Here is a 24644-nt window from a genome sequence, read left to right as displayed (position 1 = left end):
GAGTGGCACCCAAGTGGAAGCAAGTGGCACCGGCGGAATAAAATTGATTTTCACCGGGCATTTATTTCTCCCGTGATTAATTTTATCTTAATTTTGCCAAAGGTTGTGTCGCGTGGCATGATACTAAAACACGAATTATGAATAAAATTTATTACTATATCCTCTGTTTTGCCTGCTTCGTATTAGCGGGCAACCTGCCCACCGGCACGATGGCAGCGGAAAGAGGAACCGAAAAAACGGAAGTGTTGCCGGACAGCCTGCTGACCGACGACTACGTTTATGAATATACCTTCTCGGACTTCGACAAGGCGGTGCGGATCATCAAGGAACTGCGCAAGCGGAACAGCTATTCATCCTACCGGCTGGACGTGACCGAAGGCGACCTGTATTTCAATACGGGACGCTACCTGCAAGCACTGAAATACTACAAACGGGTACTGGAAAGCGACACGGTGCGAAACAGCGACAAGGAATATATGGAGCAGGTACACCGCATGATTTCCTGCTACGACTGCCTGCACGACGAGGCAAAGAAAGCGGGCTATGTACGGCTGCTGTTGCAGAAGGCGGAGCAGTGCGGCAATATGGAAATGAAGTCCATCGCCCTGTTCAATATGGGAAAGATGATCTATTACCAGGAGGACAAGCTACGGGGCTACGAAATGATAAAGGAAGCCATCGCCCTGATGAAGCAGACGGACTATACCTATAAATATGACAACTTGCGGTACGATTACAATTCGCTGTTCATCATGCAGCAACGGGACAAGCACTACAAGGATGCGCTGCAAACACTGGAAGAGCTGGAAAAGGTGGTGACGGAGGCAACCGACGGGGAACCGGGCATCGGCAATCTGGCGGAGAAGGAGAAGAAAACGCTGTATGCGCACCGTGCGGTGGTGTTCTCCCGGATGGGACGGATCAGCGAAGCGGACGAAGCCTACCGGAAATGGGAAGCCATCGGTGAGGCATATACCAAAGACGATTACCTGATTATCCCTTATCTGATGGACAGGAAACGCTATGACAAGGTGATAGAGATGTACACACCGCGCGAAGCCTTCCTCTATGCCAACAAAGATACCATCAACTACCACATGATGACGGCGAAACGCTCGCTGGCGAAAGCCTACGAGGGCAAAGGGAACCATAAGTTAGCATCGCGCTACTATGAAGCCCTCGCCATCCTGACGGACAGCCTGAAGGCACGGGAACAGCAAAGCTCCGCCATCGAACTGGCGACCATCTATGAAACGCACGAAAAGGAAGCGGCACTACAGGAACAGACGGAACGGGTGAAAAGGCGCACCACGCTGCTGCTCTCTTCCGGGGTGGTTCTTGTTATCTTAGTGATGCTGTTCGTATTCTATGTGCGGCATACCCGTACCATCCACCGGAAGAATACGGCCATGGTGAAAACGATTGATGACCTGCTAAGTTATAAGGATGAGTTGGAAGAAACCAAGGAGAAACTGCGCAAAGTGACAGAAAATAACGGTACTGCCGACTTGCCGGATACTCGCATCGTACCGGATAACGATGCGATAGCGGATAAGGAGAAAATAACGGGTGCGGACGATGCAGAAGAAGCGGACGGACGGACAGATGAACCGTGCCCGGAGGCATGTGAAGAAACGGTAACCGACACGGAAGAGGAAGAGAAAAACCGGATGCTGTTTGAAAAGCTGGACGATACGGTCACACGTGGCAAACTATATCTGAACCCGGACTTGTCACGGGAGGATTTTGTAAAGCTCACGGGGGTGAACAAAACCAGAGTGGGAAAGATGGTACAACAGAATACGGGGCTGAACACAACGGGATATATCAATAAAAAACGGCTGGAATTTGCGGCAAAGTTATTAAAAAACAATCCTGATTACACCATACCGACTATCGCCGAAAAATGTGGATTGCCCAATGTCCCTACCTTCAACCGGCTGTTCCGGAGCAAATTCGGCATGACACCCAGTGAATATCGAAAAATAATGTAAATAACTGGAAATAAGGAAGATAAAAAGAAAACCGGACAAAACGAAAATGGCTTGTGCCAAAGTGGTATATATTTGTGCCAAAGTGATACATGCCGAATCCTTTTTTTCTTGGATGATATTTCCATAAGGGCTACCTTTGAACTGACTATTAATTTTAGCCGGTATTGTTCAAACGAAGCAAAGGTAATGAAACAAAGGTGTGCGGATATATTTAACTCTTTTTATTTGGCTGTTAGAAATAATTTTCTAACACACACACACACACACACACACACACACACACACACACACACAGGAGCAGACGCATATAAACAAAGTTCGTGCGCGCGTAGTATATCTAAAAATCAACAAAATACAATATATATCCACAAAGAGAATATCTTTTCTTTTTGTGGCTTTTTTATGTTCCTATCCCTCCTTCCGGAGTATGTGAAATCAATCCATAAAGAGACTATGATAAGAAGAATGAAACGAACAGGATTTACCCTCTTGCTCGCATTGCTTGCGTTGGCAGGCAAGGCACAGGACAAAGCGGCAGCAACAGCGGATACCGCCTTTGTGTTCCGCTTTGTGCCGCGGAAAGACGTGTTCTATGTGCCCTACGCCGGCAACCAGACGGAGTTGAACCGCCTTTGCGCCGTGCTGCAAGCCCACATCGACCACCTGCGTGCAGGGCGGATGTACATCTCGGTGAGCAGTTATGCCGCCACGGGCAACGATGAGACAACGGCACAACGGATGGCTTACCTGCGTAGCAGCCGGGTGAAATCGGAACTGATACAGCGCATGGGCATCACCGAGCAGATGTTCGTCACCGACCGCCGCATTGCCACTCCCTACGCCGACAGCCTGCGGGAAGTGGTGGTGGTTGCCTTCCCCGCCGGTGTGGAAAAGATAGAACGGATTGCCGGAACGAAAGCCGCCGAGACGGTGCGGAGCTATTACCGCGAGATTGAGGAACAGCAACAAACCGAAGCCCATGCCCGGCTTGCCGCCGAACAACAGAAACAACAGGAACTTGCCGCCCGCGAAGCCGCCGCGAGCCGTGAAGCGGAAGCTGCACTCCGGAAGGCTGCCGAAGCGGAGGAACAACGCCGGACAGAGGACGAACGCCGACGCCTTGAAGCCGAAGAGCAGGCACGTCTGTCAGCCGAAGCCAAGCCCTACACCTTTGCCCTGCGTGCCAACCTGCTGCGCTGGGCTACGCTCACTCCCGACCTCGGCATCGAATGGCGCGTCAACCGTCACGTGGGCATCCTCGTAAACGGCTCGTGGACTTCGTGGTCGTGGAGCGACAAAGACAGAAGATATGCCCTCTGGAAAGTATCGCCCGAAGTGCGCTATTATATAGATAAGGAGAAACGGGGCTATCTCGGCGTGATGTACCACATCGGCGAGTTCAACTACAAGCTCGGCGAAACGGGCAAGCAGGGCGACTATCAGGGCGGTGGCATCACGGGCGGCTATACGCTGCCACTGAACAGCCGGCTGTCGCTGGATTTCCATGCAGGCATCGGCTATACCCATGCGGAGTATGACAAATACCGGGTGACGGACGGGGTGCGTGTACGCGGAGAGAACCAAACGAAAAACCATTGGGGCATCAACCAACTTGGCGTCACGCTGGTATGGTCGGTAAATTGAGAGTTGAGACTATACTTTAATGTTGAAAATCAAATAAGGTTTTGAACGAAGTTAATTAAAAATTGAGAGACAGATGAAGAAAACAGCCATTCATAAAATGATAAGGGGCAACCGAAAAATAAATTTGTCCGGCATCTGCAAGCTGCTGATATTTGCAGCCGTATGCCAGTCATTCGGCAGTTGCGTGAAAGATGACCTGCACAACACCCCGCATCCGGACAAGGGCGCGGTGCGGGTAACCACCGACTGGACGGGACGCTCGGAAGAAGCCGTGCAGCCCGAAAACTACCTGCTGCGCATCGGAGAAGAGAGCCAGGAGGTGACGGCGGAAACCAACACCTTCAAAAGCCTGCTGGCGCCGGGCACGTACCGGTTGTTAGCGTACAATACCCCCGAAGGTGTTTCCGTGACAGGGAATACCGCCACGGTGGACACGAAAGACGACGGCACACTCACTCCGCAACCGGGGTATCTGTTTTCCGCCGGAAAGGAACTGGACGTGGCGGCTGACGATACATTGAAAATAACCCTGCCGATGCAACAGTATATCCGCTGCCTGACACTGACACTGCAACTGGCGGAGGGCGACAAGGAACGCATCGCCGGAACCGCCGCCACGTTGACAGGCATCGCGCACAGCCTTGACCTGACAACGGGCGAACAGACCGCCGGACAGACGGGACGGACGGTTGCGCCGGAGTTCAGGTTCGGCACCGTGACGCCCACCCGTGCGGAGGGCAAACCGGCGCTTGCCGCCATGCTCCGGCTGATGGGCGTGATAACCAGCGAACGGCAGACGCTCACCCTCGCCGTCACCCTGACGGACGGCAGCGTGCAGACCATCCGTACAGACCTGACTGAAATGCTGAAGGATTTCGGCGGAACGGACAGGAAACCCCTGACGCTGGATGCCCTGCTCAACCTGCCCACGGCAAGCAGCATGGGCGGCACCATCACCGGCTGGACGGAAGTGGACAACGGCGATATCACTATCCATTAAAGCGGGTGACAACAATTAGAAAAAGCGAATAATTGAATTTAAAAACAAGATAAGAGTATGAAAAAGCAAGCATTAATCTGCGCACTGCTGGCAACCGTCCTGTTGCCGGGATGCAGCGAAGACGGAGAAAACACACCGCAACCCACCGACGGACGGGTTGCCCTCGAAGCCACCAGCGGCATCCGGATGAACACCCGCGCCTACGACAAAACTTGGGAAGCGGGCGACGCCATCGGCATCTATATGCTGAACGGCGATGCGACGGACGGAAACGGCAACCGCAAGTACACCACCGCCCAGACGGCGGAAAACGGAAGTTTCACCGCTGCCGAAGGACAAACCATTTACTTCCCGGTGGATGCCTCACAGCGCGACTTTGTCGCCTATTACCCCTACCGGGAAACATTGGCGGACGGCAACGTGTACACCGTCGATGTGAGTGTTCAGACCCCGCAGAAGGACATCGACCTGATGGGCGCCGCCAAAGTGGAGGGCAAGGACAAGACTGACCCGAAAGTAGCGTTCGTCTTTACCCATAAGTTAGTGAAGTTAGACATCACCATCAAGGCGGACGGGACATCATTGACGGATGCTGACTTGGCAGGCACCACTGTCAGCATCAGCAACCAGCAGACGGCTGCCACCTACAACGTGGTGACGGGCGGAGACGCGACCGTAACCACTGGCACCACAAAGGAGATCGTCCTGCATACCGACGGACTGAAAGCCGAAGGCATCGTGCTGCCCGCGGCGAGTACGGCAGGCATGGCGTTGACGTTTACCGTGCCCGGGCTGGAAGGTCAAGCGTTCCACTGGGACGTGAACAGCGCCGCGCAGTCAAAGGCGTTTGTAGCCGGAAGCAAATACCTGTACACCATCACCATCAGTAAAGCCGGTGTGGAAGTCAGTTCCAAAGTGGAGGACTGGACACCGGGCAACGGCGGCGGCGAAACGGGTAACGCTGAATAATCCGATTAAGCGAGGCAGAATCAAGCTTGCTTGAATTATGCCGAGCGTGAGGATTATGCCCGAAGGGAATATCCGATTAAGCGAGGCAGAGACGAAGCTTGCTTCGGATATGCCGAACATGAGGATTATGGAGGATGCGAAGCAGACTCAATAAGAAATAACCAAAACGTATGTATTGTATTATAAACAAGAAATTAAAAATGAAAGCAAAGTTATTTATGACAATGGCAGCCGCCACGATGATACTGGCAGGTTGCAGCAACGACGAGAACGAGGTAACAGACAACTGGAACGGCGAGATACGCCTCACGAGCGGAGTAACCGTGCAGACACGCGCCAACAGCAGCGACGTGCCCGACAAGCAGATAGCCAACAGCCAGACGGTTTACGCCTGGGCGGACAAAGTCGGCGGCTCCGAGGGATACATCCAGGCATGGACACTCACCGCCCAGGGCGACGGCACTTTTACCGGCAGTTCCCAGTATTATCCTACCGACAACGCAAACCTCAACTTCTACGCGATGCACGGCAACTTCGCTGCCTTCACCGAGAATACCAGCACCTTCCCCGCATCAGCAATTACCCATGCCGTGAACGCTGACCAAAGCGAAAACCTTGGCGACAATTACCTGAAATCCGACCTGCTGTATGGATTAAAGAAAGATGTGACCCGCAGCGCAAGTGCGGTGAACCTGACTTTCTACCATCTGCTGTCGAAGGTGGAAGTGGCTCTGAAGTCGGGTGCAGGAAATCCCGACCTGACCGATGCGACCGTTACCATCGAAAACACCAAGCTGAAAGCCGAGTTTACCCCCAGCAAGACTGCTGAAATCAACAGCTCAACCCTGGGAACCGCACAAACTGCCCGTGCCGGGTTGGTCACTTGCTCAACGTCCAGTAACGACCCGGCTCCGATTACCATCGCCACGAGCATAACTACGGACAATTTCTCCACCGGAACCACCTATGCCGCCGCCATCATCGTGCCGCAAAAAGTAACGCAGAATACCAAATTCATCAAAGTAGCACTCACGACCGGCGGCGAATTCTACTACAGCATCCCCGATGCGGAGGGTATTACGTTTGAAAGCGGCAAAAAGTACCAATACAAAATCACCGTCAACCAGAGTGGCTTGACGGTAACCTCCGAGATCAGCGACTGGACACCGGTCAGTGCAAAGACCGGCGATGCCGTAATGGATTAACCCTTTGGCGGCAGCCATCCCGACAGAGTGAAAACAGCCGTTCCGAAGTCCTTTTCACTTGTCGGCGACAAGACGACGTCGAGTCAGCGACTCGACCGCCCCGAGTCGGCGACAAGAGAAACAGCCCCCGGCGGCATTCCATAATAACAATTAAAAACAAAAGAATTATGCCATTCTGGAAAAAGATGTTTAACAAACAACAAGCGGTTTACTACCCCCGCGCCATCGTGCAGGGCAAACCCGTGGAAACGGAAACCATCGCCAAGGATTTGGCGAAGATTTCCACCGTCAGTAACTCCGACGTCCAGGCCGTACTGGGCGACATAGCAGGCGTGATGCACACCCGCATGTCCCAGGGCAAGAGCGTCCACATCAAGGGGCTGGGCTACTTCCGCTACGTGCTGGACACCCGTGGAGTGAAAAACCTTGATGATTTCAACTTCGACAAGCAGGTGCAGGCCGTGCGTGTGGAGTTCGTGCCCGAACGCACCCGGCTGAGCAGCGGTGCCTACACCCGCGCCCTCGTGGATAGCGACGAGCTGGAATGGATAGAGCTTTCGCCCGAAACCGAGGACCAGGACCCCGCCGGTGACGGAGGAGATGTCATAGACCCGACGGCATAACCGCCGCACAGCCACTGCCGGACACCGCAAGCGTTAACGTCCGGAACGAGCCGCCTATAAGGTAGCACGCTGGCAGCCTCGCCGCTGCCGGTGGCGCAGATAAGAATAAACAGAGACAGAAAAAGACGAAAGACAAGAAATAAAAATGATAAGAATATGAACAGAAAAATGATGAATTTGGGTATCGGCCTGTGCTTTGCCTGCATGGCAGCACTGACGGCGGCAAGCTGTACGGACGATACTGACGACGGCAGCCGCTTGCCCGACGGCGCATGCCCCATGACCTTCACCGCCAGCGTGGACGGGCTGACCGCTACGCGTGCCACGACGGATAACAACGGCAAAACCACGTGGCAAGCGGAAGACCCCGTAGCCATCAGCATGGACGGCGGAGCGAACCATAAACAGTATAAGATAAGCGATGCCAACACCGGTGCGATGATTCCCGATGGCGATGGAAACATCCTCTATTGGAGCAAGCGGCAGGAAACCCTTGCGGCATGGTATCCGGTGAGTTACACCGTCGGCAGTAACACCGGTAGCGGTGAAGTGGACATCACCGACCAGAATACCGGTTTCGGGGCTTTGGAGAATATCCTTCATGCCCCGGCACAGGATTATACATACAGTAGCAGCAATCCCGTCGCCTTCACTTTCCGCCACGCGCTGGCAAAGGTGAAGGTCACGCTAAAGAAAGGCGACGGCATTACAGACGACGACTTGTCCGCCGCCACCGTCACCTTTACGGGCTATACCGCCGGCTCTTTGGGCTACAACGGCATGACGGGCAGCGGCAGCAACGGCGACATCACCCCGAAAACGGAAACAGCCAGCGGAGGCGCCCCCACCTACACCGCCCTCGTTATCCCGCAGCAGATGCAGAGCAAGAAGTTTATCAAAGTAACTATCGGCGCAGATGGTGCTGCCCGTAATTACTTCTATACCCCCGCAGGCAGCACCGATGCCAACCTCGAAGCCGGGAAGCAATATACCTATACCATCACCGTGAAGAAAACGGGACTGCAAGTAGAGTCGGTTACCGCTTCGTGGAAGGATGATAGCGCAAAAGACGGTGATGCGGAGAAAGCCACTTTCAGAATACATCTGGCAGATTTCTCTGCACCGACAAATACATCGGATTATAAAGTGACGGATGCTAACGGCACCACCTTGACAGCCAACGATAACATATATACAACTTCTTCCAGTGCAATAAACATTTCCTTGTCGGCTGACGACGGTTATACCCTAAGGAAGTTTCTGACTAAGGTAACTGCCGGTATCTGCAAACAGAAAGTAGCATACACAGCCGATACACGCACTTATACCTATACATTCTATGACATCCATTCAGATTTGTGGCTGGACAACATACAGGCGGAAGCCGGAGCAGCCGGCACGAGCCCTGCCTCTCCGAATGTAGGTGATTATTTTTATGCGAACGGTACATGGTCAAGTACATATTCCTCAAATACCTCCAATCCCTGCATCGGCATTGTCTTCAAGGTGGGTGCCGGAGCAGGAGATAATGTAGGCAACTATAATTTCTTCTTTATGGATAATACCATTCACGGCTATGTGGTTGCATTGAACGATGCGAATGACAATGCAGGTGCCTGGGGAATACGATTGACCAATGTGGACGGATTGACTGATGAGGGGTCTTATGTCAATAAGTATGACGGTTACAGCAATACCGCCATTGTCCGTTTGCTGAAAGCATATAAGAGTACCGATGTAAACAGCCCTACAGCCGATGGTCAGTATTGGGCATTTAAGGTTGCATCCGGGTACAGCGCGATTTCTCCTGCCAATACCAGTGGCTGGTACCTGCCTTCCATCGGTCAGCTCAATGACATTTATAGCATGAATAACCGTACCGGTTTGTTTCAAGGAGCCGGAGGTACTGATTTCAAGACCACGGATAACAACGGCCGTTATTGGTCTTCGACGGAAAAGAACGAATATGACGCATGGTATTATCAATTTAACGGCAGCGGTTCCGGCAGTTATGCAAAAAGTGATAATGGCTATCTGCGAGTATCTTATGTCCGTGCCATATTAACCTTTTAAACTCCGCATCCATGATGAAGATGAAACAAATATATCTCTTTCTTTCCCTCGCCCTGCTTTGCGCTTGCAGCAGTGACGAAGAGTTGCCTGCCGTAGCGCAGCAGCCCTGCCCTGCTTTGGAACTGACAGTGAGCGCAGGAGGCTTTATAACCGATAGTAGCGCTTCCGGCACCCGTGCCACCGATAATGGCGCAGCCACCACTTTCGAGAACGGTGACCGTGTAGGCGTCATCGTATTGGAGGACGGTACGTTGAAAGGCAACAACCTTCCCTATAAATACAATGGCGGCAGTTGGTCTTTCGATGCAGCTACGGTAAACAGCGAAGGCACCGGCAAGAGCGTATATTATTACGACAACAAGGCAACGAATGTCACCTATATCGTTTATTTCCCGTATAGCACCGATGCCAACGATGTTACCTCTATTGAAGGCGATGGCGGTTTGAAGAGTAAATTCATTCCCAAAGCAGACCAGCAGTCAGAAGCCGACTACCGTGCTTCCGACCTGATGATATGGCAATCTACAGCCGGTATTGCTCCGCAAAAGACACTTGCCGCCACCCTGACCCATGCCTATAATTCTGTTTCCCTTTTGCCGGAAGTGCATTATACATTGGATAACGGTGATGATTTTGTTCATCCGTCTCCAGCCATCTCTGATGTGAACTTCTTAATGGATGATGAAATTGTCTATCCATATAAGGCGGCCGACGGTAGTTACCGGTGTATTCTTCGTTCCGGCTTAACGAATAGTAGCGTACGTTGTTTCTATACCTGTGATAATAAGACATACAGTAAGGATTTGACGGTATCATTGGCAGGTGCAAATACCCGATACAGCTCCACGCAGAGGGTAAATGCCGGATCGTATAGCCTTGCCAATGCTCAAGTGGGCGATTTTTATTGCAAGAACAATAGTAACGAAGGTTATCTGATTCCCGGTGAGATCGCTTCCCTTACCGCAGACCAGCAGGCAGCTTGCCTTGGTATCGTGCTGAAAGTCGGTAAAGATGATAGCGGTGATTGGAAAGATGAAGACATCTACAAGCTAAAAGACGGAACAACAGAGATGGGTATCATTCATGGTTATGTTCTTGCCTTAAAAGATGGTAATAGTGGAAATACTTGTGCGTGGGGTTCTTACGGTGAAGAAATACATACTGACCAAGCGCAGTACACCCTTTTTTGTGGTTACAGCAATACGCAGAAGATAAAAGAGTATGTCGCTGCAAATGCCGGTAAAACTCTACAGAAAGATTTCCCTGCCGCTTATTATGCCTCGGAAGGTTACGAACAGAGTTATCCTTCTCCCAGCAATAGTAGTGGTTGGTTTTTGCCTTCTGCCGGTCAGTGCTGGTATTGGTATAAAAATAGAGACCTATTATTGACAAGTATGCAGAAAGTCGGAGGAAATGGATGGCAGAGCTACTATTGGTCGAGTTCGGAGAGCGACTACTATCCGGCGGGCTACGCGTGGTACGTGGGTTTCGACGGCGGCTACGTGTACGACGACCGTAAGCGCGACCGCAACAACCGTAGGGTTCGTTCTTCTTTGGCTTTTTGATCTTATTTATCAATTTAGACTATTTATCTATTAAAATCAATCCCGCGAAGCGGGTCGCACTATTTTTTTATGGCTCTGACCGAAGAATTACCTATTTACCGCGCCACGTACCGGTTATTGAACATGCTGATCCGTGCCACGCAGGACTTTCCCCGATTCTATAAATATAGTTTGGGGACAAGGATGGTAGATGTGTGTCTGGATATGTCGATGTTGCTCTATAAAGCGAACAGCAGCTACGAGAAAACGGAACCGCTTCGGGAATTTCTCGGAAAATTCGGTATGTTGCAGATGCTGCTCCGGGTGTGTGCCGAACAAAAGGTGATAGATACCAAAAAGGTGGCAGTGTTTGCCCTTGAAATGGAAAAGATAGGGAAACAAGCCACGGGATGGAAACAATATAATGAGAAAGGAAAACAAAACAATGAACAGAACAGAAGATAAAGGCAAGCATATTTTTTGTGGCGTGAGTCCGGTCGGTCAAGGCTTACCGGAGAGAGCCGGTTTTAAAATGAAAAAGGGTTATCGACAGGAAGTGGACTTCTTGTAAAGACAAAACTGATAACAATAATTGGTCGAGTTCGGAGAACAACAACAATCCGGCGAACAACGCGTGGTACGTGAATTTCAACAACGGCAACGTGAACAACGACAATAAGAACAACGACAACAACAATAGGGTTCGTTCTTCTTTGGCTTTTACATTAAAACCTATGAAACAAAAAAAAATGGAAACAAACAGCTTATTCGCTCCCGAAGAAACGGGCGGCATCTCGTTGGAGGAAGTCTTTGAGGCTTACTTCGCCTGCCGTCGCAAGAAACGGGGGACGCATAACGCCCTTGCCTTCGAGGCGGACTATGAGCGGAAGTGCATCCGGTTGTGGCGTGAAATCAACGCCGGAACCTACAAGCCTTCCCGCTCTGTCGCCTTCATTGTATTCAAGCCGGTGCAGCGGGAAGTATTCGCCGCCGACTTCCGCGACCGGGTGGTACACCACCTGATCGCCCGCAAGATAGAGCCGCTGCTGGAAGCGGAATTTATAGACGACAGCTACAGCACCCGCAAAGAAAAAGGGACACTGTACGGCATCCGCCGGGTAGAGGAATTTGTCCGGGAATGTTCGGAGAACTACACCAAGGACTGCTACGTGATGAAGCTCGACGTCCGCTCGTTCTTCATGGATATACACAAGAAGCTACTTTACGAGCGGATGGAGAAGTTTCTGCGGGAAACCTACCGGGCGAACGACCTGGAGATGCTACTCTACCTGCTGCGCGAAACGATCTTCAACCGGCCGGAGAAGAACTGCATCCGCCGCTGTCCCGCGAGCCACTGGAAAGGGTTGCCACGGGACAAGAGCCTGTTCCATTCGGACGGGATGCACGGGCTGCCCATCGGCAACCTGACGAGCCAGATGTCGGGGAATTTCTTCCTGAGCCCGCTCGACCACCTGATTACGGAGCTGTGGGGCATACCGTTCTACGGGCGGTATGTGGACGACATGGCACTGGTGCATACCAGCAAGGAATACCTGCTGGAGAGGCGTAAGCGCATCCGCGAATGGCTGGCGGCAAACGGGCTGACCCTGCATCCCCGGAAGATGTACCTGCAACATTACAGTAAGGGCATCCCATATATCGGCGGCGTGGTGAAACCGGGACGGACGTACATCAGCAACCGCACGGTGGGGTATTTCCGTGACACGCTGGCGCACTACAACCATCTGGCACAAGAACCGGGATATGTGGAAACGCACGGCGAGCAGTTCGTGGCGTCGGTAAATTCGTACTTAGGACAGATGAAGCACTTCGCCACCTATAACATCCGGAAAAAGCTGTTATTGGAAGGCGGCATCGCCCCGCAATGGTGGAAGGTGATGTATGTGTCTGGACATCTGGAAAAGACGGTGCTGAAAAAGCGATATACCGCACGTGCCCGCCTGCGCCGGGAGATGCGGCGGGAAATCGTAAGTTATCAATTGATAAGGAAAGAAGCCGTATGACGGAACAAGAACTGATAAGGAAGCAGGAAGAGGGCGGCAACGAAACCCTCTATCTGATGAAAGTGGGCATGTTCTTCCATGCCTACGATGCGGGCGCATTTGCACTGGCACGGCTGATGCACTACCGGGTGAAGCGCAAGGCAAGGAAAGGCGGACGGGAGGTGCTGGTCGCCGGATTCCCGGCGGACAGCCTGCCGACGGTGGCGGAACGCATTGCGGCGGCTGGCGGCAAGGTACTGGCGAAAACGGACACATGGGTGGAGTTTGCGGGGCTGGACGCCACGGAAGACGCCACGCTGATAGACGACATACCGGCAGACACGAAGAAAACCGTCCCGGAGAATCCCACCCGTGAATGGGAACGGAAAATAATGGACTACGACTTGTCGTGTACCACTCCACTGGATGCACTGAACTTTCTGGCAGGCATCCAGAAAGAACTGAAAAACAAATAATACCTTATCCATCTATCCAATTTATGAATGAAACGAAAACCTATCATCACCTGCCCTGCAACGAAACGCCGGACAACTGTAATTTCCTATTGAGAAGTTTCCGGAAAGGGGAAACATTCAGCAATACGGACAAGGGTATGAATTACATCGTATTCTGCCAGAAAGGTGAAGTACGGCTGACAAGCAGCCTGTTCCGCAAAGAAATGCTGCACGGGGGCGACATCCTGTTCCTACCCCGCATGGCTGACTGCCAGGGAGAGATACTGGAAGATACCCATGCGGTGATCCATACCTTCAACAACACGGTCTGCCGTCCGGAAAACTGCATACTGAACTACCTGTACACGCACAAAAAGAAGGAAGAGGGCGGCAACCCCACCACCTATTGCTGCAAGCTACCGGCACACGAGGCTATCGTGCTGTTCATGGAAAGCATCCGCCATTATCTGACGGACGGCACGGAGGATATACAGCTATGGCACCTGAAACATAAGGAACTGATCCGGCTGTTCAGCCGCTACTATACACCGGAAGAGCTGCAAGCCTTCTTCCACCCGATGACGGGGGAAGAGGTGCCGTTCAAGAGCCTCGTACTGGCGCACTACATGAAAGCCAACGACACGCAGGAACTTGCCGACCTATGCGGCTACGGAATAACGACCTTCCGGCGTATCTTCAAGGAGGAGTTCGGAACGGCGGTCTATCAATGGCTGCTGAAGAAACGCTCGGAACATATCCTGTACCGGCTCTCTTTCCCCTATATCCCCTTCCATGACATCATAGAGGAGTTCAACTTCGCCTCGCCCCAGCAATTCTACCGTTTCTGCAAGGCGAACCTCGGCGACAGCCCAACGAACCTGCGGAAAAAACATGGGCAATAATGATGAATTTATGATTATTTTCGGTAACATGCCGAAACGGGAATATCCGTACCTTTGCAGCCAATTTAAAGCAAAATAGGTATTTACGGATATTTTCATACATGGAGGAATTTAAGACAACACCCTATATACGGCTACTCTCCCAAGGGGATGCCACAAGCGAGGAATTAGAAGAAGCGTTAGGTGATTTTACCCACCGGATTTATGAGTTCTGCATGAAGGAAAAGAATGTGACATTCATCTACTTTTCCCTGCATCATTTGCGGACACTGCTGATCCATATCGAGGACAGGAGGACGGAAACGGGCGGCAAGCTGTCCGCCAACGGGGGCATCGCATTTGTGGACGCCGCCATCGAATGGGCAAAGGGCGGCACGCAAGGGAACGCGGAAGGAACGGAGGAAGAAGAAGGAGAAGAAACACTGCCGCCGATTGTATGGACGGGAAAGGTCATCCATCTGATGGAGTTTATCTACGGCTCGGACACACTGAAGAATTTCAATGACGGCAAGGTGACCATCAAGGAGGTGGCGGCGCACTTCGGCAAGATGTTAGGGATAGAAATCAAAGACCCGTCGGGCTGTTATGTGAACATGCGGGAACGGGTGCAGGAGAGCCGAACCACCTATATAGACAGCATGAGGGACGCCCTGCTGGAAAGGATGGACAAGGACGACGAGAAACTGTACAGGAGGAAAAAGTAACTTGCTTTTTCCTCCTGCCTGTTTTGAGGGGTTTAGTCCTTCTTACCCAATTCCAACAGATGGCAGAGGGCGGGATCGTTCTTGATACGCTCCAATTCATCGGCGACAATCTGCCGGACATCTTCTTTGATTTGGTTGTAATTAGCCTGTACCATCTCCTGCATGTGATCGACTCCGTTGTCATCCACGAAGTTGGTGATAACGGGGATTTTCTGATAACTCTTCTCTTCCTCGGCTATCTTAGCGGCATCCACCACTATCTCGCAATGGAAAATCTTCTGCTCGATGCGCTCGGAGAAGTTGTCGGCGACGGAACCGACAAACATGCCCTGCGTCAGCCCGGAAATCTTGCTGGGCGGTATCATGCTGTCCATCTGGGTGGAGATGGAGGTGGACTTGTCATTGCGGTTGATGGTCATGCTCTGCCGTTTCTGTAATATCTTGCCGAAACGCTCACTTAACGTCTTGGCGGTTTCACCGACAACCTGCCCGGAAAAGAGATTGCCGACGGTATTGATGATTACTTTCGCCTCCTTGTCGGTATAGTCGCGGATGAGCTGGGAGAAGTCCTGAAAGCCCAAAAGTACGGCGACTTTGTTGCTTCGGGCGGTGGCTATCAGATTGTCCAACCCTTTGATGAAAATGGTGGGAAGCTCGTCGATGATGATGGAACTCTTCAACATTCCTTTCTTATTGACCAACTTAATGATACGGCTGTTGTAAAGTCCCAAAGCGGCACCGTAAATTGCCTGCCGGTTGGGGTTGTTGCCGATGCAGAGGACTTTGGGTGCATCGGGGTTGTTGATGTCAAGGGTGAACTCGTCGGCGGACATGACCCAATACAAGGCGGGGGAAATCATACGGGACAAGGGAATTTTGGCGGATGCAATCTGCCCCATGAGCTGGTCGGCGGCTCCGGCGAGCCATGCGTCGAGGAAGGGACTGAGGTAGTTCTCCAATTCAGGATAAGAGGACATGATGGGGAAAATCTGCTCGTAGGGCTTGTTGAGAAACTCGACGGCATGGGGGAAAGTGCAGTACCGTCCGTCCTTGTAGATGCGGAGGAACCAGATGATGGCGGCAAACAGGATGGTGGGCGATTCGACGAAGAAGTCGCCCTGCTTTGCCGCCCATGAACGGTTGAGGTTCAACATGATATTGTACGAACTTTCGTAGGCATCGGAGATGTCGGTCATGAACCGGGCGTTCAGCGGATTGCACCGGTGGCTGCGGCTGGGGTCGTCGAAGTTGATGATGTAGAACTGCGGCTTGACCTTGTAGCCGTCCTGATGGGTGAGCAGGTGGTTGTAGGCAATGGTGGTAAGGTCGGGAAACTTGAAGTCGTAGATGAACATCGCGAAGCCTTTTTCAATCTGCTGTTTGATGTAGGAATTGACCACGGCGAAGGATTTGCCGCTGCCCGGTGTTCCTAATACGATGCTCGCACGAAAAACGTTGACAACATTGATCCATCCGTCGTTCCATTTCTTCTTGTAGAAGAAACGGGTGCGGAGATTGACGGAATATTCATTTTCCATGAGCCGGGTTTCCTGCATGAAGCTCTCGTTTTCATTATTGAAAACGTCATCGAGCAGGTTGTTCTTCAGCAAGCGGCTGATCCAGATGCCTGCCGCCAAAAGGCAGAGGTAGCCGACGGTAAGGGTGAGGATATAGAACGCGGTGCGGACGACAAACGACACGGGCATGTCCAGTAACCACCAGTTGAAAAAGAACAGTACAAAGCCCACGGAAAGGACTGCTCCTATATGTACCCATTTTATCTTTTCTTCTTTCACTCCTTTGGTGCCGATGCAGGAAAGGGCAAGGAACACCACACAAAAGAGTTTGGTGTAGAGCGACCAGGTGAACAGCCCGGCGGTGCGGTGGAAGTTGAGCAGTATCTTGTCCACCACTCCGATGTTTATCCCCCATTCCTTGATGGCGGGGTAACAGTACCAATAGATATTGATTATTACAAACAGAATACTCAACGCACGCATGAAATCCATCACCCGTGCCAATCCTCTTAAATCATCTTCTTGTGACATAATATTTTGAATTTTAATAGTGTGATACAATATGTTATGGGGTTAGTCCTGACGTCCGTAACGGCGACGCTTCTTCCTGCGCTTCCGGGGAAGCGGAGGCTCGCGGTCGGGCAGTACGGGGTCGGGAGAGAAAAGGGAAAGCAGACCGCCGTCGGCGGATGTTGCGGCAGTCGTACCGGTGCGAGTATCTGCTGATGGTCGCTGTCCGGTATGGTTGCCGGTGACGGTTGGCTGTTCCTGCTGCGGTTGCGGTTCCTCTCCGCTGCTGAAATATTCGTTGAAGACATTCGCGGAGAAGTCTTTGCCCAGACGGGAGCCGTTCAGGACTACCCGGCTATGGTGGTCGATGAAGGTAACGCCATAGATACGGTGGTCTTCGTTGCGACGCAATACGAGGTCGATGCCCTGTGCGGAGAGTTCCCTGCGGAAAGCGGACTCTGTCCGGGTGCGCTGCATGGCGGCGGAAACGATGCGGCGGGTACGCTCTTTGAGCTGCTTGTCCCGGATTGCCGTGGCGGACTGCTGCATCTGTTTTTCGATGGCGGCAATGCCGGTGGTCTTGCCGAGGACGGAGGACTTGATCGGTGTGCCGGTCTTTTCGCCGTCCTTGTCCAATGCGGAGTACACGATGCCGTGGTAAGGGCGGCCGTCGACTTCGCCTTTGACTTCGTCCATACTTATGTTGTACAGGGAAAGCAAGGCTCGGAACTCGCCCACGGACTGGAAGCGGTACATCTTCAAGAGGGGTTTCACTACATTGGCGATCTGTTTTTTCAGGTTGCCTTTGCTGCTGTCCACGGCGGTGAGCTGCCAGTCGTCGCCCTGTTTCTGTCCTTCCGCCGGATGGAGGTTGTACTTCTGTTCCAGTTCTTCGGTGATTGCCTTGCTGCGGCGGTACTCGTTGCTGTCGTTGATCTTCCTGCCGGTGCTGTCCACCCGGAGGCTGACGATATGGATGTGCCTGCGCTCGATGTCCTCGTGCTTGAAAATCAGATAGGGCTGGTCGCCATATCCCAATTTACGCATGTATTCTTCGCCGATGGCCGTGAGCTGTTCGTCGGTGAGCACGTCGTCGGGGTGCGGATTGAGGGAGATGTGGATAACGGGCTTCTCCGTCCGGTAGTGGGACGGCATCCACCGCCGGAAGTCGTCCATGCAGTCGCCGATGCGGAACTGCCCGTCTTCGGGTTGCAGGACGAGATTGGCGGCAAGCACACGGGCATGACCTTCGTCCACCTTGTCCTGGTTGTAGGCAAGGGCACCGTAAAGGGATTGTCCGGTACTTATTTTCGCAACCATCGGCTCTCAAAGGTATTGGACAGTTCGACAATCTTACGGCTCAACTCTATCAGTTCCAGTGTGGATTTCTCCAATCGGTAAAGCATGGCGAGGGCTTTTTTCTCGGAGAAATGGACGTGGAGTTCCTTCACCGCCTGATTGTAATTGACGCCCACGGCACGGAACTGCTGGTACAATGCGGTGAGCTTGGCGACGTATTCGAGCGCGGCACGGTCGGTACGGACTACCCGAAATTCTTCGGAGAAGACACGGGCGGCAATGAACTGTGCCATAGAGCGCAAGCCGGACTGCTCGAAAAGTGTAAGGAAACGGGCGTGTTCGACGGCATCGAAGTTGACCGTGTAGCGGTAAACGGCGGGGTTGGTCTTGTGATTTCTGCCACCCTTGCGGCGGCTTTTTTCTTTTTCATCATTCATACATACGATTTTTTTAGTGGTACAATGACAGCCCGGCGGAGTAGCTACGCCCTGCCACTCTCTCCCCACAATTACCGACTTCGGAGGTAATTGTTCCCCTTTCTCCATCGGAAAAGGGGCAAGCGTTTTTTGCGGCAGAACTTGTTTCGTGCAGCAAAAAACACAGCTTGCTATGTTCGGGTGAACATAAAAATCTGACCGTACCCGGTCAGATTAGGGTTAGCGACAGACGGCAAGGGCGGCGGTTGCAACCCGGACTGCTTAACGATGCAAAGTTAGGGGGACGGAAACGGGCGGAAGAACCCGTAACGGTGCCACTCGGTGCCACTTTGGTGCCAGTTGATGCCACTGATTTTCAAAGTGATACAGGGGAGTTCAATTAGTCGTTTATTTGCGCTGCCATTCTTTTGAGGCACGGAAACAGTGAGGCGGTGATGTTCTCCAATGGTGATGTACTGACGTGCTGTTGTAGTGAAGCATTGTCGTACTGACGTATGGAAATGATGAAGTTCGTCAGTGGTGAAACGGAGAAGTTCTTCCATGATGAAACGGTACAGTGGTGATGCAATGCTACACGGAAACAGGGAAAGGATGACGTAAAGAGATAAGGAAATATTGAGATAATGAATTGAATAATGAACGATTTAAAAATTGAACGTATGAAAAAGGAACCGAAGTACATCGCTTTCTCCACCCAAAAGGGAGGAGCCGGTAAAACAACGCTGACCGTATTGGTGGCAAGTTACCTGCACTATGTAATGGATTATAATGTTGCCGTGGTGGACTGTGACTATCCGCAACACAGCATCGTGGAGATGCGGGAACGTGACCTGAAAATGGCAATGGACGATCCGTACTACAAGCGGATGGCATACGAGCAGGTGCAACGACTGAAAAAGAAGGCGTATCCGGTGATCGAGAGCACACCGGAGGATGCGGTGACGAGAGCTGCAGAACTGGCGGACACGGACTTTGACTTTATCTTCTTTGACCTGCCGGGAACTATCAACAACGGCGGCGTGGTGCGCACACTGGCACGGATGGACTATATCTTCTCCCCTATATCGGCTGACCGGGTGGTGATGGAGAGCACGCTCCGCTTCGTGGTGGTGCTGAACGATACGCTGATTACTACGGGGAAGTCGAAAATCCAAGGGATGCACCTGCTCTGGAACATGGTGGACGGACGGGAGAAGTCGGAACTGTACGATGTGTATGAGGAGGTGATCCGTGACTTGGGGTTGTCGGTACTGAAGACTTTCCTGCCGGACAGCAAGCGGTTCCGGCGGGAGTTGTCCGCCGGGCACAAGGCGCTGTTCCGCTCGACTATCTTTCCGGCGGACAAGGCACTGGTGAGGGGCAGCAACCTGAACGAGATTATTGATGAGATACTGGAACTGATTCAATAGGGATGCGTATGGCGAAGAAACTGAAAGAGGACGTCAATCTGGATGAGATTGACGAGAACTTCATCATCTCGTCGTTCAAGACGACGGAACCGCAACAAACGGGCGGAACACTGCAAGCGGTGGAACGGGCGAAGGAGAACCGGGAAGCGGGAAAGGGAAAGAAACGGGGACTGTCGGAGTACGGCGAAAAGTTCCTGAAACGGAACGAGCTGAAAACACGGCAGTGCGTGTATATCAGCGGGCAGATTCATGCGGTCATCTCCCGACTGGTGCATGTGATAGCGGACAAGGATATAACGGTGGGCGGCTATATAGATACGGTACTGGCGGAACATCTGGAAAGGCACAAGGAAGAGATTAACGAACTGTACCGGCAAAAGAGGGAGGATCTGATATGAGCAAGGATGTGGAACTTATACTGCTGTTCGGGCTTGCCATCCTGTATGTGCTATGGGCTGCGGTCTATCTGCACTATGAGAAATGGAAGCGACGGAAGGCGGCGCGAAACGCTGCGGCGATATTGCCCCGAAAGGATGCGCCGGTAGCCGGGATTCTGGGGAAAAGCCATTTTGTACTTCCGGTAACGGTGCCACTCGATGCCACTTTGAAGCCACTCAAAGCCACGGAAAATGAAAGCGAAAAAGGAGTTGAAAAAGATGATACTTTTGTCGCCGAACCGGAAAAACACCCGTTGCAAGTGCCTGACGAAGAACTGGATGGGATATTCAACGATGCACTACCGGAGGGGGCAGACAATGAACCGATGGACATTGATGTGTCGCTGGATTATGAGGAGGAAGACGAGGAACTGCAAGGATGCAGCGAGCCGGGGGCAATGGCTTCGGGGGTGAGTTTTGAGGATATGTGCGCCGCCGTGAAAGTGCTGGGAAAGGCAAAGGAAACGGTGAGCGAACAGGAGGAACAGGAAGCCGGAAGGACACTGACGGAACTGCAACATACGGACATGTTCGAGCAGTTGGTTGCCAGCCACCCGCAACGGGCGGAAAGGGTGACGGAACTGATAAACCTGCACATGGAGAACTACCGGCAGGAACAGTCCGACGGAACGGATGATAACGGCAATGAGGCTGACGGGGAGGTTCCGGAAGACTTCAATATATATGACATTGTGTAACCAATTATTAATAACCGGATGCGGGGTTATCCAGCCCTGCATCCATAAAAAACAAGTGTTTATGAATACAAAGAAATTTCTTTTAGCTGCCGCCGCTCTGTTTGTGGCTGTGGGCGCTACTTATGCACAGGGTAACGGACAAGCAGGGATAACGGAGGCAACGAACCTGATAACGGGATATTTTGACCCGGGGACGAAGTTAGTGTACGCTATCGGAGCGGTCTGCGGATTGATTGGCGGGGTAAAAGTCTATAACAAATTTTCATCGGGCGATCCCGACACGAGTAAAGTTGCCGCAAGTTGGTTTGGAGCTTGTATTTTCCTGATTGTGGCGGCTACTATTTTGAGGTCGTTCTTCTTGTAATTTATATAATGTACGCGTACAATATATGAAAATAGAGAATGGAATTTGAACTAAACAAGGGGATTGGGAAAAGTGCTGAATTTAAAGGACTGAAAGCGCAATATCTGTTCCTGTTCGCTGCCGGATTGCTCGCGGTATTTGTAGTGTTCATCATCCTGTATATGGTGGGTATCAACCAGTGGATTTGCATCGGGTTCGGTGTTGTCACGGCTTCGGTACTGGTATGGGCTACATTTGCGCTGAATGAGAAATACGGCGAACACGGACTGATGAAACTGCTCTCGTCCCGGCAGCATCCCCGCTTCCTGATTAACAGGATCACTCCCCGAAAATTATTCAAAAAGAGAAGAAAATGAGAAATGTACTAAAAGCTGCCACGATAGAAAGCAAATTCCCGTTGCTTGCGGTGGAACGGGACTGCATCATCAGCAAGGATGCGGATATTACCGTCGCCTTCCGGGTGGAACTGCCGGAGTTGTTCACGGTCACCACACCGGAATATGAAACGATACATTCCACATGGGCGAAAGCAATCAAGGTATTGCCGAACTATTCGGTGGTACACAAGCAGGACTGGTTTATCAAGGAGAATTACCAGCCGAAAACGGATAAGGATAGCCTTAGTTTCCTCTCCCGTTGTTACGAGATGCACTTCAATGAACGTCCGTTCCTCAATCACGGGTGTTATCTGTTCCTGACGAAAACGACGAAGGAACGGGCAAGGATGCAAAGTAATTTTTCATCGCTGTGCCGCGGGTTTATCGTGCCGAAAGAGGTGAACAAGGAGATGACTACGCGCTTTCTGGAAGCGGTGGGACAGTTCGAACAGATCGTGAACGATTCGGGACTTGTCCGGCTGGTACGGTTGGGCACGGATGAAATCGTAGGTACGGACAAGGGTGCGGGACTGATCGAGAAATATTTCTCGCTCTCGCTGGAAGATACGACGACACTGGAAGATATGGAGTTAGGAACGGACGGGCTGCGCATCGGCGACAAGAAGCTGTGCGTGCATACGCTCTCGGACGTGGACGATGTGCCGGGAAAGGTGGGCACGGATATGCGGTACGAGAAGTTATCGACTGACCGCTCGGACTGCCGGTTGTGCTTTGCGGCTCCCATCGGGCTGCTGTTGTCGTGCAACCATATTGTGAACCAATATATTTTCATTGATGACAGCAACGAGAACCTGAAGAAGTTCGAGAAGACGGCACGAAACATGCAGTCGCTCTCCCGCTACAGCCGGTCGAACCAGATTAACAAGGAATGGATAGACCTCTATCTGAACGAGGCGCACAGTTATTCGCTGACGTCGGTACGCTGCCACTGCAATGTGATGGCGTGGTCGGATGATGCGGAGGAACTGAAGAATATTCGCAACGATGTGGGCAGCCAGTTGGCGCTGATGGAATGTAAGCCAAGGCATAACACGGTGGACGCGGCTACGCTGTATTGGGCGGCGATGCCGGGAAATGCGGGGGACTTTCCGGAGGAGGAAAGTTTCTATACATTCATCGAACCGGCTCTCTGTTTCTTTATCGAGGAAACAAATTACAAGAGTTCGCCGAGTGCGTTCGGGATAAAGATGGCTGACCGGATTAGCGGGAAGCCGATTCATGTGGATATTTCGGACTTGCCGATGAAGACGGGGATCATTACGAACCGCAATAAATTCGTGCTGGGCGGTTCGGGTAGTGGGAAGTCATTCTTTATGAATCATTTAGTGAGGCAGTATTGGGAACAGGGGGCGCACATCGTGCTGGTGGATACGGGTAATTCGTATTCGGGGCTGTGCGAGATGATACGGAGAAAGACGCACGGGGACGACGGGGTGTATTTCACCTATACGGAGGAAAGCCCGATCAGTTTCAACCCCTTCTTTACGCAGGACAAGGTGTTTGACGTGGAGAAAAAGGAATCTATCAAGACATTGCTCCTGACGCTCTGGAAGAAGGACAATGAACCGGCGTCGCGCTCGGAAGAGGTAGCGCTGTCCAATGCGGTTGCCTTGTTCATTGACCGGATCAAGTATGATGACAGCCTTGTGCCGTCTTTCGACACTTTCTACGAGTTTGTGGACACGGACTACCGGGCGATACTGGATGCGAAGGGGGTACGCGACAAGGAGTTCGACATCACCAATTTCCTGAATGTACTGGAACCTTACCACAAGGGCGGCGAGTATGATTTTCTGCTGAACTCGGACAAGCAGCTGGACTTGCTGGACAAGCGGTTCGTGGTATTCGAAATCGATTCTATCAAGGATCATCCCATCCTTTTTCCGGTGACTACTATCATTATTATGGAGATGTTTATCAATAAGTTACGCCGGTTGAAAGGGGTAAGAAAGATGATAATCATCGAGGAGGCATGGAAGGCACTGACACGGGAAGGGATGGCGGAATATATGCGCTATCTGTACAAGACTGTCCGAAAGTTTTTCGGGGAGGCGGTGACGGTAACGCAAGAGGTGGACGATATTATTTCTTCGCCTATTGTCAAGGAGAGTATTATCAATAACTCGGATTGCAAGATTCTGCTCGACCAACGCAAGTACATGAACAAGTTCTCGAAAATTCAGGAGTTGCTGGGGCTGACGGACAAGGAGAAGGCGCAAATCCTCTCTATCAATATGGCAAATGCGGCATCGAGGAAGTATAAGGAGGTGTGGTTCGGGCTGGGCGGCGTGCAGTCGGCGGTCTATGCCACGGAGGTGTCGATGCAGGAGTATTTGACTTATACGACGGAGGAAACGGAGAAACTGGAAGTGATGCAGTTGGCGGAGAAATTAGGGGGGAATATCGAACTGGCTATCAAGCAACTGGCGGAAAGTAAAAAACAAAAAAAACAGGATTGA

General features: G+C 51.9%; 22 protein-coding genes. 19 read left to right on the top strand and 3 right to left on the bottom strand.

From position 1 onward, the window contains the following. Nucleotides 1-137 precede the first annotated feature (137 nt). The 13 genes from NQ510_RS12755 (at nt 138) to NQ510_RS12695 (ending at nt 15116) form a co-directional block, all read left to right on the top strand. Complete coding sequence (locus NQ510_RS12755) at nt 138-1994, top strand: helix-turn-helix domain-containing protein (RefSeq protein WP_005825435.1); 1857 nt, start codon at nt 138-140, stop codon at nt 1992-1994. A gap of 465 nt (nt 1995-2459) precedes the next feature. Continuing rightward, a complete protein-coding gene (locus NQ510_RS12750; protein WP_034525448.1) occupies nt 2460-3638 on the top strand; it encodes a DUF3575 domain-containing protein in 1179 nt (392 codons plus the stop codon). A gap of 73 nt (nt 3639-3711) precedes the next feature. After that, a complete protein-coding gene (locus NQ510_RS12745) occupies nt 3712-4638 on the top strand; it encodes a FimB/Mfa2 family fimbrial subunit (RefSeq protein WP_005825441.1) in 927 nt (308 codons plus the stop codon). Between the two features lie 57 nt (nt 4639-4695). Next, nucleotides 4696-5607, top strand: a complete 912-nt coding sequence (locus tag NQ510_RS12740; protein ID WP_005825443.1) for a fimbrillin family protein — start codon at nt 4696-4698, stop codon at nt 5605-5607. Between the two features lie 200 nt (nt 5608-5807). Further along, nucleotides 5808-6812, top strand: coding sequence for a fimbrillin family protein (locus NQ510_RS12735; protein ID WP_034525449.1), 1005 nt, complete (start codon nt 5808-5810; stop codon nt 6810-6812). A gap of 167 nt (nt 6813-6979) precedes the next feature. Continuing rightward, nucleotides 6980-7435, top strand: a complete 456-nt coding sequence (locus NQ510_RS12730; RefSeq protein WP_005825449.1) for an HU family DNA-binding protein — start codon at nt 6980-6982, stop codon at nt 7433-7435. Between the two features lie 156 nt (nt 7436-7591). Further along, nucleotides 7592-9508 carry a fimbrillin family protein gene (locus tag NQ510_RS12725; RefSeq protein WP_034525450.1) on the top strand — a complete coding sequence of 639 codons (1917 nt, stop codon included), beginning with the start codon at nt 7592-7594 and terminating at the stop codon, nt 9506-9508. An 11-nt stretch (nt 9509-9519) separates the two neighbouring features. Next, nucleotides 9520-11073, top strand: coding sequence for a fimbrillin family protein (locus tag NQ510_RS12720; RefSeq protein WP_005825453.1), 1554 nt, complete (start codon nt 9520-9522; stop codon nt 11071-11073). A gap of 69 nt (nt 11074-11142) precedes the next feature. Beyond that, nucleotides 11143-11517: a four helix bundle protein gene (locus NQ510_RS12715; protein ID WP_005825454.1), complete on the top strand. Its 375-nt coding sequence runs from the start codon at nt 11143-11145 to the stop codon at nt 11515-11517. A gap of 269 nt (nt 11518-11786) precedes the next feature. Further along, entirely contained in the window at nt 11787-13076 is a 1290-nt protein-coding gene (locus NQ510_RS12710; RefSeq protein ID WP_175522678.1) for an RNA-directed DNA polymerase, read from the top strand. After that, nucleotides 13073-13531 carry a MutS N-terminal domain-containing protein gene (locus tag NQ510_RS12705; RefSeq protein WP_005825457.1) on the top strand — a complete coding sequence of 153 codons (459 nt, stop codon included), beginning with the start codon at nt 13073-13075 and terminating at the stop codon, nt 13529-13531. The genes NQ510_RS12710 and NQ510_RS12705 overlap by 4 nt, the downstream gene beginning before the upstream one ends. Before the next feature lie 23 nt (nt 13532-13554). Next, on the top strand, nt 13555-14412 hold the full coding sequence (locus tag NQ510_RS12700) for a helix-turn-helix domain-containing protein (RefSeq protein ID WP_005825458.1): 858 nt from the start codon (nt 13555-13557) through the stop codon (nt 14410-14412). 101 nt (nt 14413-14513) lie between these two features. Beyond that, complete coding sequence (locus tag NQ510_RS12695) at nt 14514-15116, top strand: RteC domain-containing protein (protein WP_005805496.1); 603 nt, start codon at nt 14514-14516, stop codon at nt 15114-15116. A 32-nt stretch (nt 15117-15148) separates the two neighbouring features. Here NQ510_RS12695 and mobC read toward each other — a convergent pair whose 3' ends face one another. The 3 genes from mobC to mobA are packed head-to-tail and all read right to left on the bottom strand — an operon-like array spanning nt 15149 to nt 18879. Next, nucleotides 15149-17164 (bottom strand): conjugal transfer protein MobC, encoded by a 2016-nt coding sequence (gene mobC / locus NQ510_RS12690; RefSeq protein WP_005825459.1) that lies wholly within the window; start codon nt 17162-17164, stop codon nt 15149-15151. A 42-nt stretch (nt 17165-17206) separates the two neighbouring features. After that, nucleotides 17207-18463, bottom strand: coding sequence for a conjugal transfer protein MobB (gene mobB / locus NQ510_RS12685; protein WP_005825460.1), 1257 nt, complete (start codon nt 18461-18463; stop codon nt 17207-17209). Beyond that, a complete protein-coding gene (mobA, locus tag NQ510_RS12680) occupies nt 18448-18879 on the bottom strand; it encodes a conjugal transfer protein MobA (RefSeq protein ID WP_034525451.1) in 432 nt (143 codons plus the stop codon). The genes mobB and mobA overlap by 16 nt, the downstream gene beginning before the upstream one ends. Before the next feature lie 659 nt (nt 18880-19538). Here mobA and NQ510_RS12675 point away from each other — a divergent pair. The 6 genes from NQ510_RS12675 to NQ510_RS12650 all read left to right on the top strand — a co-directional run bounded on the left by NQ510_RS12675 (nt 19539) and on the right by NQ510_RS12650 (nt 24644). After that, the gene (locus NQ510_RS12675) at nt 19539-20288 is read left to right on the top strand and encodes a ParA family protein (protein ID WP_074668527.1); all 750 of its coding nucleotides are present in this window, start codon (nt 19539-19541) and stop codon (nt 20286-20288) included. 2 nt (nt 20289-20290) lie between these two features. Continuing rightward, nucleotides 20291-20686: a DUF3408 domain-containing protein gene (locus NQ510_RS12670; protein WP_005824601.1), complete on the top strand. Its 396-nt coding sequence runs from the start codon at nt 20291-20293 to the stop codon at nt 20684-20686. Further along, nucleotides 20683-21423: a hypothetical protein gene (locus tag NQ510_RS12665; RefSeq protein WP_005824604.1), complete on the top strand. Its 741-nt coding sequence runs from the start codon at nt 20683-20685 to the stop codon at nt 21421-21423. Before NQ510_RS12670 ends, NQ510_RS12665 begins: the two co-directional genes overlap by 4 nt. 61 nt (nt 21424-21484) lie before the next feature. Then, entirely contained in the window at nt 21485-21787 is a 303-nt protein-coding gene (locus tag NQ510_RS12660; RefSeq protein WP_005805478.1) for a DUF4134 domain-containing protein, read from the top strand. Nucleotides 21788-21825: 38 nt separating this feature from the next. Next, nucleotides 21826-22143, top strand: coding sequence for a DUF4133 domain-containing protein (locus NQ510_RS12655; protein ID WP_005805476.1), 318 nt, complete (start codon nt 21826-21828; stop codon nt 22141-22143). Continuing rightward, the gene (locus NQ510_RS12650) at nt 22140-24644 is read left to right on the top strand and encodes a TraG family conjugative transposon ATPase (RefSeq protein WP_005824609.1); all 2505 of its coding nucleotides are present in this window, start codon (nt 22140-22142) and stop codon (nt 24642-24644) included. The genes NQ510_RS12655 and NQ510_RS12650 overlap by 4 nt, the downstream gene beginning before the upstream one ends.

The sequence above is a fragment of the Bacteroides uniformis genome, assembly GCF_025147485.1.
In the GTDB taxonomy this organism is placed as follows: Bacteria; Bacteroidota; Bacteroidia; order Bacteroidales; family Bacteroidaceae; genus Bacteroides; species Bacteroides uniformis.
This window is presented reverse-complemented; position numbering and strand designations above follow the sequence as displayed.

Excerpts from the sequence above, each read along its gene's own strand:
- NQ510_RS12705 (WP_005825457.1), top strand. The coding sequence starts at position 13,073 with ATGACGGAACAAGAACTGATAAGGAAGCAGGAAGAGGGCGGCAACGAA.
- NQ510_RS12670 (WP_005824601.1), top strand. The coding sequence starts at position 20,291 with ATGCGTATGGCGAAGAAACTGAAAGAGGACGTCAATCTGGATGAGATT.
- NQ510_RS12700 (WP_005825458.1), top strand. The coding sequence starts at position 13,555 with ATGAATGAAACGAAAACCTATCATCACCTGCCCTGCAACGAAACGCCG.
- NQ510_RS12710 (WP_175522678.1), top strand. The coding sequence starts at position 11,787 with ATGAAACAAAAAAAAATGGAAACAAACAGCTTATTCGCTCCCGAAGAA.
- NQ510_RS12650 (WP_005824609.1), top strand. The coding sequence starts at position 22,140 with ATGAGAAATGTACTAAAAGCTGCCACGATAGAAAGCAAATTCCCGTTG.
- NQ510_RS12655 (WP_005805476.1), top strand. The coding sequence starts at position 21,826 with ATGGAATTTGAACTAAACAAGGGGATTGGGAAAAGTGCTGAATTTAAA.
- mobA (WP_034525451.1), bottom strand. The coding sequence starts at position 18,879 with ATGAATGATGAAAAAGAAAAAAGCCGCCGCAAGGGTGGCAGAAATCAC.
- NQ510_RS12660 (WP_005805478.1), top strand. The coding sequence starts at position 21,485 with ATGAATACAAAGAAATTTCTTTTAGCTGCCGCCGCTCTGTTTGTGGCT.
- NQ510_RS12665 (WP_005824604.1), top strand. The coding sequence starts at position 20,683 with ATGAGCAAGGATGTGGAACTTATACTGCTGTTCGGGCTTGCCATCCTG.
- NQ510_RS12675 (WP_074668527.1), top strand. The coding sequence starts at position 19,539 with ATGAAAAAGGAACCGAAGTACATCGCTTTCTCCACCCAAAAGGGAGGA.
- NQ510_RS12715 (WP_005825454.1), top strand. The coding sequence starts at position 11,143 with ATGGCTCTGACCGAAGAATTACCTATTTACCGCGCCACGTACCGGTTA.
- NQ510_RS12725 (WP_034525450.1), top strand. The coding sequence starts at position 7,592 with ATGAACAGAAAAATGATGAATTTGGGTATCGGCCTGTGCTTTGCCTGC.
- mobB (WP_005825460.1), bottom strand. The coding sequence starts at position 18,463 with ATGGTTGCGAAAATAAGTACCGGACAATCCCTTTACGGTGCCCTTGCC.
- NQ510_RS12720 (WP_005825453.1), top strand. The coding sequence starts at position 9,520 with ATGATGAAGATGAAACAAATATATCTCTTTCTTTCCCTCGCCCTGCTT.
- NQ510_RS12750 (WP_034525448.1), top strand. The coding sequence starts at position 2,460 with ATGAAACGAACAGGATTTACCCTCTTGCTCGCATTGCTTGCGTTGGCA.
- mobC (WP_005825459.1), bottom strand. The coding sequence starts at position 17,164 with ATGTCACAAGAAGATGATTTAAGAGGATTGGCACGGGTGATGGATTTC.
- NQ510_RS12730 (WP_005825449.1), top strand. The coding sequence starts at position 6,980 with ATGCCATTCTGGAAAAAGATGTTTAACAAACAACAAGCGGTTTACTAC.
- NQ510_RS12740 (WP_005825443.1), top strand. The coding sequence starts at position 4,696 with ATGAAAAAGCAAGCATTAATCTGCGCACTGCTGGCAACCGTCCTGTTG.
- NQ510_RS12695 (WP_005805496.1), top strand. The coding sequence starts at position 14,514 with ATGGAGGAATTTAAGACAACACCCTATATACGGCTACTCTCCCAAGGG.
- NQ510_RS12755 (WP_005825435.1), top strand. The coding sequence starts at position 138 with ATGAATAAAATTTATTACTATATCCTCTGTTTTGCCTGCTTCGTATTA.
- NQ510_RS12745 (WP_005825441.1), top strand. The coding sequence starts at position 3,712 with ATGAAGAAAACAGCCATTCATAAAATGATAAGGGGCAACCGAAAAATA.
- NQ510_RS12735 (WP_034525449.1), top strand. The coding sequence starts at position 5,808 with ATGAAAGCAAAGTTATTTATGACAATGGCAGCCGCCACGATGATACTG.